At 63.8% G+C, this 17725-nt stretch carries 19 protein-coding genes; 7 read left to right on the top strand and 12 right to left on the bottom strand.

Translation table 11 applies throughout. The annotated features are described in order from the left end of the window. Positions 1-149: 149 nt before the first annotated feature. Positions 150-380 carry a glucose PTS transporter subunit EIIB gene (locus ASH04_RS07510; RefSeq protein WP_027497937.1) on the top strand — a complete coding sequence of 77 codons (231 nt, stop codon included), beginning with the start codon at positions 150-152 and terminating at the stop codon, positions 378-380. Then, positions 377-841, top strand: coding sequence for a PTS sugar transporter subunit IIA (locus ASH04_RS07505; RefSeq protein ID WP_057473200.1), 465 nt, complete (start codon positions 377-379; stop codon positions 839-841). Before ASH04_RS07510 ends, ASH04_RS07505 begins: the two co-directional genes overlap by 4 nt. Positions 842-843: 2 nt before the next feature. Here ASH04_RS07505 and ASH04_RS07500 read toward each other — a convergent pair whose 3' ends face one another. Beyond that, entirely contained in the window at positions 844-1590 is a 747-nt protein-coding gene (locus tag ASH04_RS07500; protein WP_057473216.1) for a GntR family transcriptional regulator, read from the bottom strand. A gap of 173 nt (positions 1591-1763) precedes the next feature. Here ASH04_RS07500 and ASH04_RS07495 point away from each other — a divergent pair, with 173 nt between their 5' ends. Then, positions 1764-2240: an acyl-CoA thioesterase gene (locus ASH04_RS07495; RefSeq protein ID WP_057473199.1), complete on the top strand. Its 477-nt coding sequence runs from the start codon at positions 1764-1766 to the stop codon at positions 2238-2240. Positions 2241-2242: 2 nt separating this feature from the next. Here the strand turns inward: ASH04_RS07495 and ASH04_RS07490 are convergent, their stop codons facing one another. Further along, positions 2243-3268: a phosphotransferase family protein gene (locus ASH04_RS07490; RefSeq protein ID WP_057473198.1), complete on the bottom strand. Its 1026-nt coding sequence runs from the start codon at positions 3266-3268 to the stop codon at positions 2243-2245. Between the two features lie 107 nt (positions 3269-3375). Beyond that, positions 3376-3702 carry a hypothetical protein gene (locus ASH04_RS07485; RefSeq protein WP_156394499.1) on the bottom strand — a complete coding sequence of 109 codons (327 nt, stop codon included), beginning with the start codon at positions 3700-3702 and terminating at the stop codon, positions 3376-3378. A 587-nt stretch (positions 3703-4289) separates the two neighbouring features. Here ASH04_RS07485 and ASH04_RS07475 point away from each other — a divergent pair. After that, positions 4290-5003: a hypothetical protein gene (locus ASH04_RS07475; protein ID WP_156394498.1), complete on the top strand. Its 714-nt coding sequence runs from the start codon at positions 4290-4292 to the stop codon at positions 5001-5003. A gap of 37 nt (positions 5004-5040) precedes the next feature. On the opposite strand, the gene ASH04_RS07470 is transcribed toward ASH04_RS07475, so the two are convergent. Genes ASH04_RS07470 through ASH04_RS07460 form a run of 3 tightly spaced genes read right to left on the bottom strand, consistent with a single transcriptional unit; the run spans position 5041 to position 7903 of the window. Then, entirely contained in the window at positions 5041-6462 is a 1422-nt protein-coding gene (locus tag ASH04_RS07470; RefSeq protein ID WP_027497942.1) for an NAD(P)(+) transhydrogenase (Re/Si-specific) subunit beta, read from the bottom strand. Continuing rightward, complete coding sequence (locus tag ASH04_RS07465; RefSeq protein ID WP_027497943.1) at positions 6462-6785, bottom strand: NAD(P) transhydrogenase subunit alpha; 324 nt, start codon at positions 6783-6785, stop codon at positions 6462-6464. Before ASH04_RS07465 ends, ASH04_RS07470 begins: the two co-directional genes overlap by 1 nt. Continuing rightward, positions 6785-7903, bottom strand: coding sequence for a Re/Si-specific NAD(P)(+) transhydrogenase subunit alpha (locus ASH04_RS07460; RefSeq protein WP_057473194.1), 1119 nt, complete (start codon positions 7901-7903; stop codon positions 6785-6787). The genes ASH04_RS07465 and ASH04_RS07460 overlap by 1 nt, the downstream gene beginning before the upstream one ends. A gap of 254 nt (positions 7904-8157) precedes the next feature. Between ASH04_RS07460 and ASH04_RS07455 the strand changes: the two genes are divergently transcribed. Both ASH04_RS07455 and ASH04_RS07450 read left to right on the top strand, forming a co-directional pair. Further along, positions 8158-8598, top strand: a complete 441-nt coding sequence (locus ASH04_RS07455) for an HIT family protein (protein WP_032365556.1) — start codon at positions 8158-8160, stop codon at positions 8596-8598. Further along, positions 8595-9239, top strand: a complete 645-nt coding sequence (locus ASH04_RS07450) for a Type 1 glutamine amidotransferase-like domain-containing protein (protein ID WP_057473193.1) — start codon at positions 8595-8597, stop codon at positions 9237-9239. Before ASH04_RS07455 ends, ASH04_RS07450 begins: the two co-directional genes overlap by 4 nt. Positions 9240-9268: 29 nt before the next feature. On the opposite strand, the gene ASH04_RS07445 is transcribed toward ASH04_RS07450, so the two are convergent. Next, positions 9269-9580: a hypothetical protein gene (locus ASH04_RS07445; RefSeq protein ID WP_057473192.1), complete on the bottom strand. Its 312-nt coding sequence runs from the start codon at positions 9578-9580 to the stop codon at positions 9269-9271. Between the two features lie 232 nt (positions 9581-9812). Here ASH04_RS07445 and ASH04_RS07440 point away from each other — a divergent pair, with 232 nt between their 5' ends. Beyond that, positions 9813-11195: an FAD-binding oxidoreductase gene (locus ASH04_RS07440; protein ID WP_057473191.1), complete on the top strand. Its 1383-nt coding sequence runs from the start codon at positions 9813-9815 to the stop codon at positions 11193-11195. Positions 11196-11299: 104 nt separating this feature from the next. On the opposite strand, the gene ASH04_RS07435 is transcribed toward ASH04_RS07440, so the two are convergent. The 5 genes from ASH04_RS07435 to ASH04_RS07415 all read right to left on the bottom strand — a co-directional run bounded on the left by ASH04_RS07435 (position 11300) and on the right by ASH04_RS07415 (position 17604). Continuing rightward, the gene (locus tag ASH04_RS07435; protein WP_057473190.1) at positions 11300-12604 is read right to left on the bottom strand and encodes an aspartate aminotransferase family protein; all 1305 of its coding nucleotides are present in this window, start codon (positions 12602-12604) and stop codon (positions 11300-11302) included. Between the two features lie 74 nt (positions 12605-12678). Then, a complete protein-coding gene (locus tag ASH04_RS07430; RefSeq protein WP_057473189.1) occupies positions 12679-13710 on the bottom strand; it encodes a TIGR03842 family LLM class F420-dependent oxidoreductase in 1032 nt (343 codons plus the stop codon). A gap of 2 nt (positions 13711-13712) precedes the next feature. Further along, a complete protein-coding gene (hydA, locus tag ASH04_RS07425) occupies positions 13713-15134 on the bottom strand; it encodes a dihydropyrimidinase (protein ID WP_057473188.1) in 1422 nt (473 codons plus the stop codon). Further along, on the bottom strand, positions 15134-15973 hold the full coding sequence (locus ASH04_RS07420) for a nitrilase-related carbon-nitrogen hydrolase (protein ID WP_197077429.1): 840 nt from the start codon (positions 15971-15973) through the stop codon (positions 15134-15136). The genes hydA and ASH04_RS07420 overlap by 1 nt, the downstream gene beginning before the upstream one ends. A 110-nt stretch (positions 15974-16083) precedes the next feature. After that, complete coding sequence (locus tag ASH04_RS07415) at positions 16084-17604, bottom strand: ATP-dependent DNA ligase (RefSeq protein ID WP_057473187.1); 1521 nt, start codon at positions 17602-17604, stop codon at positions 16084-16086. Between the last annotated feature and the right edge of the window lie 121 nt (positions 17605-17725).

The raw sequence follows: 17725 nt of genomic DNA, 5'->3' as shown, positions 1-17725 counted from the left end.
CAAGGGAGTTCTACTGTTGTGACCGGATGACATCAGGGGTACTGTCCGGTCATTACCAGTTGTAGTTTGGCCAGGTGACGACCACATGTCAACCCGGAGATGTGACCTCGCCTACACCACTGCACACGAGAAGGAAGCGGGAACAGAACATGGCCAAGGCGGACGCGATCGTGAAGGGCCTCGGCGGTGCCGACAACATCGTAGAGATCGAAGCGTGTATCACCCGGCTCCGTACCGAGGTCAAGGACGGGTCGCTGGTGGACGAGGCTGCGCTCAAGGCAGCCGGTGCGCACGGAGTGTTCCACAAGGGGACAGCCGTGCAGGTCATCGTCGGCCCGGAGGCCGACACCCTCGCCGAGGACATCGGCGACATTCTGTGAGCGGGACCTCGACGATCTCCAGTCCTGTTGCCGGTCAGGTCATCTCGCTCGCCGACGTCCCCGACCCGGTCTTCTCTTCGCAGATGGTGGGCTCCGGGGTCGCCGTGCGCCCGGCAGCCGGTAGCGGGCCCGTCGAGGTGCGGTCTCCGATAGCCGGCAAGATCCTCAAACTCCACCCACATGCGTTCGTCGTGTTCACCGACGACAAGGCGGGAGTGCTGGTGCACATCGGCATCGACACCGTGAAGATGAAGGGCCAGGGTTTCGAACTCGTTGCAGCAGAGGGCGATCGGGTTCAGTCCGGCGATCTCGTGATCACCTACGACCCTGCGGCGATCGCGGAGGCCGGATACTCCGACGTGATTCCCGTGGTCCTGATGGACTCCGAGCCCGATGCCGTCACGAGCGCGGCCGTCGGAACGTTGGTGGCACAGGGTGACTCGCTGTTCGTGTTGCCCTGAGCCTAGCGGCGCTGTGTGGTGCGCCGCTCCCCCTCCACCTCCATCGAGAGTTGGTACCGGTCACACCGGTACCAACTCTCCGTGTGCTCGATCGGTTCGTCGCCGCTGAACGACACTCGGTCGAAGTACAGCACCGGTGCGCCGCGTTTGGTCCCCAGCAGCGTGGAGGTGTCACTGTCGGCGGCTGTCGCTTTGACGGTCTGCTCGGCTCGATCGATGGTCAGGCCGTAGTGGTTGCGCACGGCCTCGTACACCGACTGACTCAGATCGTGGTCGATCAGCCCCGGAAGGAGTTCGGCCCGGTACCACCCGTCGTCGACACTGACCGGCTCGGCATCGGCCAGCCGTAGCCGTTTGATGTGGTACGTCCGATCACCGTCGACCAGGCCCAGAGCACGAATCGTTGCTGCCGAGGGCTTTTCGAGTCGCGCGAACAGGACCACCGTCGTCGGCGTCAGCCCCTGGGCACGCATCTCCTCGGAGAACGACGCCAGGTGCAACCGCGACTGCACGGTACGAGAAGCAACGAACGTCCCTTTCCCACGTACCCGAACCAGATGTCCGTCGTTGACGAGCTGCCCTATCGCCTCGCGTACCGTGATGCGACTGACGCCGTAGTCCTCCATCAACCGACGCTCGCTCGGCATCAGATCCCCCGGCGAAAGCTCCTTGGTGCAGCGGTGCAACAGAATTGCGCGTAGCTGTTCGTGCTTAGGGATCTGACTGTCCCTCAGGTGTACGGGCATCACCACTGCGCCGGCCTTTCGATCACTCGCAGAACCAGCGGTACGGACTGGTCCGGTCCAACCAAAGACTACGTCACGACGGCGATACCGAGGAAGCATTCGCCCGGACTCAGCTCTCCGATGCCTCGAATCCGGTCGCGTTTGTTGCCGACGTGGCGACGGGTTAGCGTCGTGCCATGACGGAGTCGCCGAAGGACAGCGTGGAATTGTCGAATGCGTCGGATTTCCCGGCACTGCGGCCGGTGTCGACCCGATGGGACGACAACGACCACTACGGCCACGTCAACAACGTGACGTATTACGCATACTTCGACACCGCAGTGAACGGGTGGCTCATGGAAACGACGGGTGTGGACATCAGGACTCTGCCCGCGATCGGCGTCGTGGCCGAAACCTCGTGCCGCTATCTGTCCGAGCTCAGTTTTCCCGATCGCCTTCAGGTCGGTCTTGCGGTGGAGAAGCTGGGCACCCGCAGCATCGTCTACTCGCTGGCCTTGTTCCGAGAAGCCGAGGACGACGCACTGACATTGGCCGCTCGGGGACGGTTCGTTCACGTCTACGTCGACGCGAACTCCCGTCGCCCCGTCCCCATTCCCTCCGAAATCGAAACCGCGGCACGCACTTTGGTGATCGGAACGTCAGTAGACGCCTGAATCTAGAGCCCGATTTCGTCGGCGCGCTGCAGCGCTCGGGTGACGATGTCGTCGATCAGCGTCGTGGTCGGCGCGCCGCCCACGGCGCGGTTGCGTGAATCGGCTTCCATCCGGCGCATGACGCCTTCGGCGATGATCGACAACTTCCACAGCGCCAGCACTTCCCAGAATCCGGCATCGGTCACATCGCGGCCCGTGTTGTGCGCGTAGGACTCGACCAGCTCCGCCCGGGTAGGGAAACCGGGCAGAGTCGATGCCATGAAAGGACCGGCAACCCCGTCGTCCGCCTGAGGCCAGTAGGCGAGCAGACCACCCAGATCCGCCAACGGGTCTCCGAGCGTGCACAACTCCCAGTCGACGACGGCAACCACGCGGCCGTCGTTTCGAGCGGTGATGACGTTGCTCAGATGGAAGTCGCCGTGAACCAGCGTCACCTCGTGCTGCTCGGGGATCTTGGCCGTCAATCGTGCTGCGAGCGAATCGATTCCAGGAACCTCCCGGGTTCGGGAGGAGTCCCACTGCGTGGTCCACCGCGCGATCTGACGCGCAGCGTAGGGCTTGCGGCCGGCGAGGTCGGCAAGACCCGACGACTCGAGGTCGACACGGTGTATGTCGGACAACGCCGCGGTCAGACCGAGTCCGACACGTCGACGCTGATCGGGGTCCAACTGTTCGGCAGCCGACACCGAGTCGACGACGACCCCGTCGACGAAACTCATCAGGACCAACGGAACCTCGGAAATGGCTGGATCCTGCGTGATCGCAATCATTTTCGGCACAGGGACCGGCGAATTCTGCAGACCGGAGAGAATCCGGTGCTCGCGCACGACGTCGTGAGCCGACGCCAACAATTTGCCCAACGGCGGCCGGCGAAGGACCCACGCACTGCCACCGGCGTCGCGAACCGCGTACGTGAGGTTGGACTGGCCGTTACCGATGCGCTGAAACGAGAGCGGCGATGTTGCGCCTATCCCCAGCTCCGCGATCCACGTCGACACTGCATCTTCGTGCAAGCCCACCACGCCCATACAAAACCCTCACTTCGTTGTGCGGCACCGTTGCCGACGGACATCACCGGTTCGGGTGATCGTAACGAAGCGGTGCCAACGGATGCCGGTGGCACAAGCACAGACGGTCAGCTGGCGCGACCGAACGCGGAGATCAGCGCCGGAGTAGCAACGGCAGCGGCCGGGACTGCGGCCTCGTGCCGCTTGACAGCAATTTCGTCGACTTCGCCGACGAGCAGTGCGGTCATCGACTCGGGCTCGGCACACCAGACGGCCGAGATGTTGTGCACCTCCGCTGGCGCGAACAGTCCACTGGTGGACAGCGCGTCGATCCATTCGGCAACGGCATCGGCCGTGGGCTCCGGCATCACCGTACGGTCCAGCGAGTCCGCCTGGAACTCGTTGCAAAAGAACGCGCGGACCATATCGAGCTGCCCCTGCGACATTGTGGTCATGTTCTTCTCCTTCGAGTTTCCGACTTCTGTTGGTGCCGAATGCCCGTTCACGAGTTGCGATGAGCCGACCAGACCGTGTTCAGATCGTTACCAACTTGGCCGTAACGGGGGAATACGGTTTTCCGATGCGGCTGAAACTACGCCCTTTTCGACGGTCTCGCCCAGGGTGAACTGGACTATGTGACCATAGTCACACAGATCGGCCCATCCGATCAACGACTTGCAACGAATTCATAGTTCGCATTTCAAAATACTGTGACAGGAGACAAACTCCGCACAAAAGTCCAGGTAGGCGAGGTGCGACACTCGAGAGCAACTACTCGGAGCCGCAGTCGAGTAGCCTCCTCTACACCGCACTGGACCACACACTCCGACCGATCGGTTGGTTGCAGGGTCGAATTCTACTTTCGGCTCGGCTTTTCGGCTGTTTACAGACTCCAGGAATTTGACAGATCGCCATTACTAGGTTGCGGCTACAACAAAGAATCGACGCTTCTTCGTCGTGATCCGACCGTTACCGCAGATGCTCAGCCGGCTCCCACGATGCTCACATCTCACGCTCAGCCGACTGCGGCAGTCTGGCGTCCATGCGATCACCGAGTCTCGACAGCGGACCGATCCGGTCACCCCGTGGAGCCGGCAACGAGAGCCGTTCGGCGAACACGAGCGAGCGAGCGCACCGACGGGCGATCCGTACCCGGCTGACGGTGTCGGGCCTCTGCGCGGTGCTGTTGTCGGTACTACTGATGTGGGTGCCGAACATGGCACCGGTGTGGCCCGTCTCCACGAGCCCGTCCGCCGCCCTGGCCTCGCGAGCGCTGAGCACGATCGACGTCACCGCCGTGCTGACCGTCCTCGCCGCCCTCACCGTTGTCGCCCTGGTCCGAAAACTGCCTTACGGCATCGGAGTGGTGATTGCCTGCGTCGTCGGCGCGGAAGTGACCACAGCTCTGGTGCGTCACCTCGCGGCGTCGTCGACAACGGCCACCGACCTTCCGAGCGGGCAGCTCGTCGCTGTCACAGCGCTGGTGGGGGCCGCGTCGATGGTGGCATCGGCCACGTGGCGGCCGATGATCCTCGGGCTCGGAACCGTCGCCGCCCTCGCTGTCGGAGCGGCACAACTGGTCGTCGGGTCCGTCTCCCCCGTCGGGATTGTCAGCGCACTGCTGATCACGGGCATGTGGTGGCCGGCGTGCTCGGTGGTGATGCTCTTCTCACCCGCAGCCGCTGCCCGCGAGGCTCGAAACCCGTTCGATACCGCTGCCCTCGTCGCCCAACGCAGAATGGGACGCTTCCGTTGACACGGAAGCGTCCCATCCGGGCCGAGACGGCGACCGACTAGAGGGCCTTGAGCTCCTCGGTCACCTCGGACACCGACTTCTTTGCGTCGCCGAACAGCATCGACGTGCCTTCCGCGAAGAACAGTGGGTTCTCGATTCCGGCGAAGCCGGACGACATCGACCGCTTGAGGACGATGACCGACTTCGACTGATCGACGTTGAGAATCGGCATCCCGTGAATCGGGCTCGACGGATCGTTGCGCGCCGCCGGGTTGGTCACGTCGTTCGCTCCGATGACCAACGTGACGTCGGTGCGTGAGAACTCGTCGTTGATGTCGTCCATTTCCTTCATCGCGTCGTATGCGACGTCGGCCTCGGCGAGCAGCACGTTCATATGTCCCGGCATGCGACCGGCGACGGGGTGAATGGCGTACTTGACCTCGACACCCTTGGACTCCAGCAACTTGGCCATGTCCTTGACGGCATGCTGTGCCTGAGCGACGGCAAGGCCGTAGCCGGGCACGACGATGACCTGGTTGGCGTAGGCCATCTGGATCGCTGCGTCTGCCGCCGAGGTCGCCTTGGCGGTTCCCCCGCCTGCACCGGCCGGGCCTGCAGCCGCGTCGCCGCCGCCGAATCCACCTGCGACGATCGCCGGAATGGACCTGTTCATGGCCTTGGCCATGAGGTTGGTCAAGATCGTGCCGGACGCGCCGACGATCATGCCCGCCACGATCATCGCGGTGTTGTTGAGCGCCAGACCCGCAGCCGCAGCAGACAGACCGGTCAGAGCATTGAGCAGCGAAATGACGACCGGCATGTCCGCGCCGCCGATGGGCAGTACCACCGTGAGACCGAGGATGCCTGCCAGTACGAGAACCGCGACGATCCACCACTGCGACACGCCGCCGCCCGGAGTGGCGTTGATGCCGATGACCACTGCAGCGGCCACAGCGCCGATCAGCAGCAGAGCGTTGAGCGGCTGCTGCAACTTACCGATGGTGATCGGCGAGCCGGGCAGAGTTTCCTGCAGCTTCAAGAAGGCGATGAGAGAGCCCCAGAACGAGATGGAACCGATGATCGCCGCGAAGAGTGAGCCGATGACGATATGCACCGTCGGCGACTCTCCGTGGTTGAAGTTCGAGAATCCGGACGTGTCGAGGAACTCGGCCCACGCGATCAGTGCGACCGTGCCACCGCCGACGCCGTTGAACAGAGCCACCAGCTGCGGCATCGCCGTCATCTTCACCCGTCGCGCAGGCGGGATTCCCAGCGCCACGCCGACGACGAGTCCGACGATGATCAGGATCCAGTTACCGGTGTCGCGAATGGATATCAGCGTGGCCACCACGGCGATGAACATGCCGACCGCGGCGATCTGGTTGCCCCGCACGGCGGTCTTCGGTCCGGTCAGACCCATCAGACCGTAGATGAACATGCCGAAGGCGACGATGTAGAGAATGTTGACGAGATTGTCCATCAGGAGTCAGCACCCTTCGAGGTCTTGGCGGGCACCGGCTTGGACTTGAACATGCCGAGCATGCGGTCGGTGACCACGAAGCCACCGATGACGTTGACGGTTCCGAACACCAGCGCGACGAACAGGATGACCTGCAGCCCGATGGACGGGTCGTGCACCTTCCCGAGGACGACCAACGCGCCCAACACGACGATGCCGTGGATGGCGTTGGTTCCCGACATCAGCGGGGTGTGCAAGGTGTTCGGCACCTTGGAGATCACCGCGAAACCGACGAACCCGGACAACACCAGGATCGCGATGTTCGCGAGAAGCGGGGTGTACATCAGTTCTCCTTCTCACGTGTCACGCAGGCACCGGCGAGCACTTCGTCGGAGAAATCCGGAGCGAGTGCGCCGTCGACCAGCATGAGCTCGAGCAAAGCCGAGATGTTCTTCGAGTACAGCTCGCTGGCGTGCTCGGGCATCGAGGCAGGCAGGTTCAACGGCGAGCAGATGGTGACGTCGTGCTTGACGACGGTCTGGCCGGGCTCGGTGAGTTCGCAGTTTCCGCCGGTCTCACCGGCCAGGTCGACCACGACGCTGCCGGGCTTCATACCCTCGACTGCGGCGGCCGTCACCAGACGCGGTGCGGGACGGCCGGGCACCAACGCCGTGGTGATCACGACGTCGAATCCCTTGATCGCCTCTTCCAGGGCACGCTGCTGCTGGACGCGTTCGTCCTCGGTCAGCTCACGCGCGTAGCCGCCTTCGCCGGCAGCATCGATCCCCAGATCGAGCCACTGCGCGCCGACGGAACGGACCTGGTCGGCTACCTCCGGTCGCACGTCGTAGCCGGTGGGTCGACCACCGAGACGCTTCGCGGTGGCCAGGGCTTGCAGGCCGGCCACACCGACACCGAGAACGAGCACAGTCGCCGGCTTCACCGTTCCGGCGGCGGTGGTCAGCATCGGGAAGAACCTCGTGGACTCCGACGCGGCCAACAGAACGGCCTTGTACCCGGCGACGTTCGCCTGAGAAGACAAGGCGTCCATCACCTGAGCGCGGGAGATACGCGGAATGGCTTCGACCGCGAACGCCTGTACTCCGGCGGCCTTCAGCGCGCCGATGCTGTTCTCGGCATTGCGTGGGGCGAGGAAACCGATGAGCGTCGAGCCCGACTTCAGCCTCGAGATCTCTACGTCGGTGGGCGGTGCGACCTTGACCACGACCTCCGAGCCCCAGGGATCGCCGATCGTGGCCCCGGCTGCGACATAGAGCTCGTCCGGGATCAGAGCGCCGAGTCCGGCACCCGATTCCACGACGACCTCGACACCCTTGCCCGTGAGCGCGGCAACGATCTTCGGGACCAGAGCGACACGTCGCTCACCTTCCCCCGATTCGCGGACCACACCGACGACCGTCGTGGATCCCGAACCCTTTTCAGTGCTCTGCGATGTATCCAAATCTCCGTCTTCCTGCGTTGAATGGTGCCCACCGATCGGCCAATGGCTCGAAATCTGCGACGAGTGGACGAACCCATGCGACAAGGCACGAGGTTCCTGATAGTAGCCACAGGTAATGGAGCGCGGGTAACCCAGAACACAGTCCGATTCGTTCTGAATCGAGTCCGTTTCGACATTTCGCGACTACAGGGCGAGCAATTGTGATGCACGCCATACAGGTCTATCCGTGATGATCGGACCTTACAGTGACAATCGTGGAATCTTGCATCTTCTGTGCCATCGTCGCCGGCGACGCACCTGCCCACCGCGTGTTCGAGAACGAGCACACCGTCGCCTTTCTCGATATTCGACCGATCAGCAGGGGCCATGTTCTGGTGGTTCCGCGCGAGCATTCCGCAGACCTGACCTCCACCGGACCGGACACAGCTGCCGAGGTTTTCCGCGTCGGGCACACGCTGGCGCGCGCAGTGCGCGAGTCCGACCTCCGCGCCGACGGTGCAAACCTGGTGATCAACGACGGCGTCGCCGCATTCCAAACCGTCTTTCACCTGCATCTGCACGTGGTGCCGCGCTGGGACCGCGACCGACTGAAGTTCGCGGCGGGGTTCGTCACCCGTCGCCTGCGTGAACCCGAACGGGTGGCCGAGGCAATTCGATCCGGAATGGCCAGGGTCGCCGGGGAGCAGACCTCGTGAGGTTGTTCTTGTCTTCGTATCGATTCGGCGGCCATTCCGACGAGTTCGCCCGCCTCACCGGCCCGCCCGCCGATCTCGCGGTCATCGCCAATGCGGCCGATGCCTGGCCCGCCACCGCCCGCGAATCCTCGCTCCGCAGCGAGTTCGGACCCCTGCGCGCGTTGGGATACCGGCCGTCGGAGTTGGATCTGCGCGATTTCGCCGGGAGACCGGCCGCATTCGAGCGCGCCCTGGCAGCGTTCGACGCAGTCTGGGTCCGCGGTGGCAACACGTTCGTGTTGCGCGCTCAGATGGCTCGTTCCGGTGCGGACGAGGTCATCCGCGGGCGCGTGCGGGCCGACACCATCGCCTACGGCGGGTACAGCGCGGGAGCGTGCGTCGCTGCGCCGTCGCTGGCCGGAGTCGAGGATGCCGACGACCCGAACGAGGTACGGCCGTTCGCAGGCATCGATCCGGTGTGGAGCGGGCTCGGTCTCGTCGACTTCTCCGTCGTCCCGCATCTCGATTCCGTGCTGGACGAGAAGGATTCGGGGTGGGCGACGCTGCGCCGTCTGCGACGCGAGGGCATCGAAGCTCACGGACTGACCGACAGCCAGGCAATCGTGGTCGACGACTCCGGGACGACAATTCTGGGCGCGTGAACCGTGATATGTGACTGTGCGACCCGTGATCAGCCCAGGCGAGCGAGCGGCGCGAGCCGGTCGAGGGACGACCACGCGAGAGAGCAACGGCGAGCAGTCATTTCGTCGGCATCGAGGACGAGCATGTCGAACAGTCGGCGGGGTACTGCACGCCACGAGTCGGCGATGGCCGCGACGGTCGCGCTCTCGAACATCCCGGATTTCAGCAACGCGTGCACCCACTCGTCGACCTCGCCGCGGTGAATGCGCTCGATGGTGTCGTATTCGACTCCGCCCCCGAGGAATTCGTACGAGAACATCGCCGCCACATAGTTCCAGGAGTCACTTCCGGGATCGATCATCGTGCAGCCTCCTTGTCGACCCGCACCGCATGGGGTGCGAGATGCGCTGCGCTGGACGCTAGCGCTGCGAACTACAACATTGCGTGTCGACGACGCATCGATCTGGTAACGCCTGAGGCTGGTGTTACTGATGTGACTCGGACATTCTCGGAGTCGTTCTCGTTCACGCCCCACTGCGAGTCGTGACAGACTCGAGTGGCGACGGTCACATGTACGACGTGAGGAGAACCGGATGTCGGTGACTACCGATGCAGATGCCCACCTGAGCGAGCTCGAAGCGCTGCTTCCCGCCGGTGCCGTGGTCACCGACCCCGACATCACCGAGGGATACCGACGCGACTGGGCCAAGGACCCCGACGCGGGTATCCCATTGGCCGTGGTCCGCGCGCAGTCCACCGACGACGTCAGAGCCGTCATGCGGTGGGCCACCGAACACGCGGTGGCGGTCGTCCCGCGCGGGGCCGGCTCGGGCCTGTCCGGTGGTGCCACGGCCGTCGACGGCGGGATAGTGCTCACCACCGAGCTGATGCGCGAGATCACCGTCGACCCGGTGACCCGCATAGCCGTCGTACAACCCGGACTGCTCAACGCCGAAGTCAAGAAGGCAGTCGCCGAACACGGTCTGTGGTACCCACCGGATCCGTCGTCGTTCGAGATGTGCTCCATCGGCGGCAATGCGGCCACCAATGCCGGCGGGCTGTGCTGCGTGAAATACGGCGTCACCACCGATTACGTTCTCGGACTCGAGGTCGTCCTCGCCGACGGGACTGCCGTCCGACTCGGCGGACCACGCCTGAAAGATGTTGCCGGACTGTCCCTTGCGAAGCTCTTCGTGGGATCCGAGGGCACCCTGGGCATCATCACCGAGATCACTCTTCGATTGATCCCGGCCCAACCTCCGGCCAGCACCGTGGTTGCCTCGTTCGCCTCCGTGCACGATGCGACGACTGCCATTCTGGCCATCACCCGCACCCTGCGGCCGTCGATGCTCGAGTTCATGGACCGTGCGTCCATCGGTGCCGTCGAAGATGCCATGAACATGGGACTCGACCGCGAGGCAGCAGCGATGCTGATCGCTCGGTCCGACTCCCCCGGCGCCGACCGAGGACGTGAAATCGAGATCATGGCCGCAGCATGCACCGAGGCCGGTGCCTCGGATGTCTTCACCACCGACGACCCCGACGAGGGCGAGGCCTTCGCAGCCGCACGGCGATTCGCCATTCCGGCGGTCGAACGACTCGGCAGCCTGCTGCTCGAGGATGTCGGTGTTCCGCTCCCTGCCCTCCCGGCTCTCGTCGACGGGATCGCCGAACTGTCGAAGAAGTACGACGTGTTGGTCGCCGTCATCGCGCACGCGGGCGACGGCAACACCCACCCGCTGATCGTGTTCGATCCCGAGGACGCCGACATGACCCGTCGGGCCAACGTCGCATTCGGAGCCATCATGGATCTGGCAATTTCGTTGGGCGGCACCATCACCGGGGAACACGGCGTAGGTCGCCTCAAGAAGGCCTGGCTACCCGATCAAGTCGGCGAAGACGTCATGGAACTGACCCGGCGAATCAAGACCGCTCTCGATCCGGCCGGAATACTCAACCCCGGTGCTGTGCTCTGATCAGAGCGGCTGACGCCGCACGTGCGCGCAGTGTTTTCGGGTCGTTCCGCAGGCTCCACTCCTGCCTCGTAGTCTGGGGTCGAATTTACGCGCACGACCCCGAGTCAGACGGTGAACCCGTCCGCCACCGTCAATACCTCGTCGAGGATTTCCAGTCCCTGACGAATCTCGTCCTCGGTCGTCGTCAGTGGCGGTGCGATCTGCAGACGGTTGCCTGCGACGAAGGGCCACAGACCCCGTGACTTCGCCGCGGCGGTCACGGTGCCCATCGCCGCCGCGTCCTTGCCCGACGCGGCGAAGGGCACCAGCGGCTCCCGCGTCGTGCCGTCCTTGACCAGCTCGACGGCCCAGAAGAATCCCTTGCCGCGCACCTCACCGACGCTGGGATGAGATTCGGCCAGCTTGGACAGGCCCGCACCGAGTACGTCCTCGCCGACGTGACGCACGTGCGGAAGGATCTTGTCGCGCTCGAACACTCCGATGGATGCCACACCCGCGGCGCACCCGAGGACGTGACCGGAGTAGGTCAACCCGCCCGGGTAGGCTTTGTGGTCGAACTGCGAGGCGATCTTCTCCGAGATCACGACCCCGCCGAGGGGCACGTATCCGGAGTTGACGCCCTTGGCGAACGTGATCAGATCCGGTGTCACATCCCAGGCCTGGCACGCGAACCATTCCCCGATTCGCCCGAACCCGACCATCACTTCGTCGGCGATGTAGACGATTCCGTACTTGTCGCACAGCGCTCGAACGCCGGCCAGATATCCGGGCGGCGGGATCAGCACACCGTTGGTGCCGATGACCGATTCCAGGATCAGCCCGGCGATGTTCTGCGCGCCTTCGAGCACGATGACCTGTTCGAGGTGCGCAAGCGCTGCGGCTGTCTCGTCCTCGGGAGTCGTTGTGCCCCAGGGCGACCGGTACGGGTACGGCCCGAAGAAGCGTACGACGTCGACGTTGGTCGGCTCGGTACCCCATCGCCGCGGCTCGCCGGTGAGACCGATAGCGACTCCGGTTCCGCCGTGGTACGAGCGGTAGGCGGCAAGCATCTTCGTGCGTCCGGTGTGCTGGCGCGCCAGCCTCACCGCATGCTCGACGGCTTCGGCACCGCCCGTCGTGAAGAACACCCGTTTCAGATCACCCGGAGCGCGTTCGGCGATCAGAGCGGCGAGTTCACTGCGCTTGTTGTTGGCCACGGTCGGAGAGATGGTCGTCAGAACCTGGGCCTGTTCGACGATGGCGGCCACCACGTCGGGGTGTTGATGCCCGAGATTGACGTTGACCAACTGGGACGAGAAGTCCAGGTACCGATTGCCCTTGTCGTCCCAGAACCACGACCCCTCGGCACCCTCGACGGTGATCGGGTTCAGTTCGGCCTGCGCCGACCAGGAGTAGAACACGTGATCCATCTACTTGCCGCCTTTCTTCGGTGTGACACTCACCGGAGCGTACGACTGGCCGACGGCAACAGTCCCGTCGCCCGTCACGACGTAGCCGTGACAGATGTGCGAATCTGCGGGATGATGCTTTCTCCGTACGCTTCGAGCGTCGCTGCCTTGGCGTCGTGCTGCAGGTACACCGAGAACTGGTCGACGCCGAGCGCCTCGAGCTCCTTCAGCTTGGCGATGTGATCGGCCGGGGTGCCCAGTAGGCAGAACCTGTCGATCACCTCGTCCGGAACGAATTCTGCGTGCGAGTTTCCGGCTCGACCGTGCTCGTTGTAGTCGTACCCTTTGCGCGCCGCGATGTAGTCGGTGAGTGCCTGCGGAACACCGCCGCCGTCACCGCCGTAGCGTGCGACGATATCGGCGACGTGATTGCCGACCATTCCACCGAACCAACGGCATTGATCGCGGGCATGTTCGACCCCGGCCTCGGTGCCGTCGGTGACGTAGGCGGGAGCTGCCACGCAGATCGAGATCGAATCCGGATCTCGGCCCGCCTGCTCGGCCGCAGCACGCACTCGGCCGATCGTCCACGCAGCGATATCCGGATCTGCCAATTGCAGAATGAATCCGTCCGCTACCTGCCCGGTGAGCTCGAGGGCTTTCGGTCCGTACGCCGCGACCCAGACCTCCAGCGTCGAGTGTTCCGCCCACGGAAACTGCACCGTCGTCTCACCCACTCGGGCGCTGCGCCCGTTGGCCAAATTTCGGATCACCTCGATCGAGTCTCGAAGCGAGGCAAGTGTTGTCGGCTTCCCTCCGAGAGCGCGGACCGCGGAATCACCCCGACCGATGCCGCAGACGGTTCGATTGCCGAACATGTCGTTGAGTGTCGCGAACGTCGACGCCGTTACGGTCCAATCGCGGGTAGCCGGATTGGTGACCATCGGACCCACGGTCACACGCCTGGTCGCGGCCAGAATCTGACTGTAGATGACGTACGGTTCCTGCCACAGCAGATGCGAATCGAACGTCCATACGTGCGAAAACCCATGCGTCTCGGCCTGTCTGGCCAGATCGATCACCCGCGACGCCGGCGGATTGCACTGCAGCACCACCCCGATGTCCATGCTCAGATCAGATTCTGTGACAGGTCGCGGCGAACGAAGCGGCCGTGTCCCGCAGTGCCGGAATAGGATCCACTGTCGACGATGACGCGCCCGCGAGACATGACGGTGTCCACGTGCCCGTCGATCTCGAAACCCTCGTACGCCGAATAGTCCATGTTCATGTGGTGGGTCTTCTCGACCCCGATGCTGGTGTGCCCGTTCGGGTCGTAGATCACGATGTCGGCATCTGCTCCCGGGCTGATGACGCCCTTTCTCGGATACATACCGAACATCCGGGCCGGGGTGGTGCAACAGACGTCGACCCACTTCTCGAGGGTGATCTTGCCGCTCTTGACCCCCTGGAACATCAAGTCGATGCGATGTTCCACCGAACCGATTCCGTTGGGAATCTTGGAGAAATCGCTGATTCCCATTTCTTTCTGGTCCTTCATGCAGAACGGGCAGTGGTCGGTACTGACGGTTGCCACGTCACCGGTGCGCAGGTAGCGCCACAATTCGTCCTGATGGCCCTCGGCTCGCGACCGCAGGGGCGTCGAGCAGACCCATTTGGCCCCCTCGAAGCCGGGTGCACCGAGTTGTTCTTCGAGCGAGAGATAGAGGTACTGCGGACACGTCTCGGCAAACACGTTCTGCCCGTTGCCCCGAGCCTGCGCAATCTGTTCGAGAGCCTGCTTTGCCGATACGTGCACGACGTACAGCGGCGCTCCGGTGACGTCGGCCAGCATGATCGCTCGATGCGTCGCCTCTTCCTCCAGCTGCCACGGACGCGATGTCCCGTGGAAGTACGGGGCCGTGTCGCCGCGTGCGATGGATTGGGCCACGAGGACATCGATGGCAATCCCGTTCTCCGCGTGCATCATCAACAGCGCACCCGTTTCCGCCGCCGACTGCATGGCGCGCAGGATCTTGCCGTCGTCGGAGTAGAAGACCCCCGGATACGCCATGAACAGTTTGAAGCTGGTGACACCCTCGGAGACCAACTCGCTCATGGCTTTCAGCGAATCATCGGTGACGTCGCCGATGATCTGATGAAACCCGTAATCGATCGCGCACCGACCAGCGGCCTTGTCATGCCACTGCGCCAGAGTGTCCTGGACGCGTTGGCCGGGAGTCTGGATGGCGAAATCCACGATGGTCGTCGTACCACCCCACGCCGCTGCACGCGTTCCGGTTTCGAAGGTATCGGAGGCGAACGTGCCCCCGAACGGCATCTCCATGTGCGTGTGTCCGTCCACGCCGCCCGGAATCACGTACTTCCCGGTGGCATCGATGACGACGTCCGCCGATGTCTTCAGATCTGCGGCCAAGGACACCGAGCCGGGTGCCAGCACTGCGACGATGGTCTCACCGTCGATGAGCACATCCAGTTCCTGTGCGCCGGTGGTGGATACGACAGTGCCGCCGTGCACGAAGGTGGTGGCCATCAGGGTTGCACCAGCGGGCCGTAGGCGTCGGGTCTACGGTCGCGGTAGAACGCCCATCGGTCGCGGACCACTTTGATCAGGTCCATGTCCAGGTCCCGAACGACGATCTCGGACTCCGAATCCGACGCCACCTCGCCGACGAATTTGCCCTCGGGATCGACGAAATAGCTGGTGCCGTAGAAATCGTCGTCGCCGTACTCGGATTCGATTCCGACGCGGTTGATCGCACCCACGTAGTACTCGTTCGCGACGGCGGACGCGGGTTGCTCGAGCTTCCACAGATAATTCGACAGACCCCGTGAGGTCGCCGAGGGATTGAAGACGATCTCGGCACCGGCGAGTCCGAGAGCACGCCAGCCTTCGGGGAAATGCCGGTCGTAACAGATATAGACACCGATGCGGCCGACGGCGGTATCGAACACCGGCCACCCCAGGTTGCCGGGACGGAAATAGAACTTCTCCCAGAATCCGTTCACGTGGGGAATGTGATGCTTGCGGTATTTACCAAGATACGTGCCGTCGGCGTCGACCACGGCCGCGGTGTTGTAGAGCAACCCGGGCTGTTCCTGCTCGTAGACGGGCAGGATCATGACGATCCCGAGCTCTTTCGCCAACGCCGCGAACCGGTCGACCGTCGGGCCCGGTACGGATTCGGCGTACTCGTAGAATTTCGCATCCTGGAGCTGGCAGAAGTACGGACCGTAGAAAAGCTCTTGAAAGCAGACAACTTTCGCGCCCTGCTCGGCGGCGGACCGAGCAAACCCCTCGTGTGCCTCGATCATCGATTCTTTGTCACCGGTCCACGTGCTCTGGACCAACGCAGCTCGAACTGTGGACATCATCGGCACTCCATCTCTCGCTGGCTTGCACCCTCAAGGTATTTTGCGCCGTGTTACGGGATCGTTCGTCCGGTTTCGTATGTATTAATCGTGCACAGTTCTCGGCGAACTCACGAGTTCGAGTTGGGCAACAACGCGCGGACGGCATCGATGGTGTCCGCGGTGGCAAGGTTCTTGTCCGGTCGGTATCGCAACACTCGGGCGAAACGCAGCGCCACCCCGCCCGGATAGCGCGAGCTGACCTGCACTCCGTCGAGTTCGATTTCGACTATCAACTCGGGCCGCAGGTACACAGTGTGCTGATCTCGCTCGCGTTCGTGTTTCGGGAATTCCTCCGTCTGCCACTGCAGCAACACATCGGTCAGGCCTTTGAACGTTTTGCCGACCATGATCGGTTCACCGCCATCGGGATCGCGGGCCCCCAGATGCAGGTTGGACAGAAAGCCCGTACGTCGGCCGTATCCCCACTCCGCGCCGAGAACAACGAGATCGAGAGTGTGTTCGGGTTTGACCTTCTGCCAACTCTTTCCGCGCCGGCCTGCCGCATACGGGGCGCTCAGGGCCTTGAGCATGACTCCCTCGTGCCCGGCATCGAGCGCAGCATCGAAGTGGGCGGCCGCCCCGTCGGCGTCGGGCCGCACGGCACTCGGAATCCGATGGCCCGGCGCCACCTTGTCGAGCGCTGCGAGACGCTCTTCGAGTGGAGCGTCGAGCAGATCGACGCCGTCGAGATGCAGACAGTCGAAGAAGTAGGGCTGCAGCAACAATTCGTGTGCGCTCTCGGCACCGAACCGGCTCATCGTCTCCTGGAACGGACGCGGTCTGCCACTGTCGTCCAGTGCGAGTGTTTCGCCATCGAGGACCACCGACTCGCAGGGAAGTGCACGGACCAGTTCCACCAGCTCGGGCACACCGGCGGTGATATCGCGCAGGGTGCGGGTGTAGATGCTCACGTCGGATCCCGAGCGATGCACCTGAATTCGGGCACCGTCCAGCTTGTACTCGACCGTCACATCCCCCGCCAGCTGCTCCCACGCACCCCGAAGGGACTCCGCCGGCGACGCCAGCATCGGGCGAACCGGCCGACCGACTTCGAGTCGAAAGGCGTTCAATGCCTCGACACCACCGGTCATGGCGGCGACGGCAGTGGCAGACAATCGACCGGACAGCATGAACGCCCGCCGCACCGACGCCTGCGGCAGAGCTGTGGCAGCGGCGACAGCGTCGACCATGATGCCCTCGAGCGCACCTTGCCTCAGCTCGCCCGTGACCAACCTGATGACGAACGCCCGCTCGTCGGCCGTGGTCCGCGAGAACAAGTCCAGCAGCAGGGCCGAACGTCGCGCAGCCGAACCAGCGCCCGACGTCGCCGCCACCTCGGACAACTTCTCGTCCACCTCGGCAACCGTCAGTGTCGACTCCGATGCGGACGGGACATCCAGATCTGCGAGTGTGCGCCAGCCGACCCCGATCCGTCCCTGCGGCAATTCGCCCGACAACCACGACACCGCCGGTGCGATATCACCCGCCTGTGCCTCGGACAGCACAGCACCGAGCTCCTCGATCTTGACCTTGCGCGAACGCGTCGCGGCCACGGCCCGAGAGGTTTCGACAATCCTGGACATCAGCACTCATCGAACATAACCGCACCCACCGACTGGCCTACCCAACCGGGTCATTCCGCAGGCTCCACTCCTGCCTGACATTCAATTGTTACCGCTGTGACTCCAGCGGCCGGTGTTCTTGCTGTTA

Origin of the sequence: Rhodococcus sp. Leaf233, from assembly GCF_001426165.1 — a bacterium.
Taxonomy (GTDB): Bacteria; Actinomycetota; Actinomycetes; order Mycobacteriales; family Mycobacteriaceae; genus Rhodococcoides; species Rhodococcoides fascians.
This window is presented reverse-complemented; position numbering and strand designations above follow the sequence as displayed.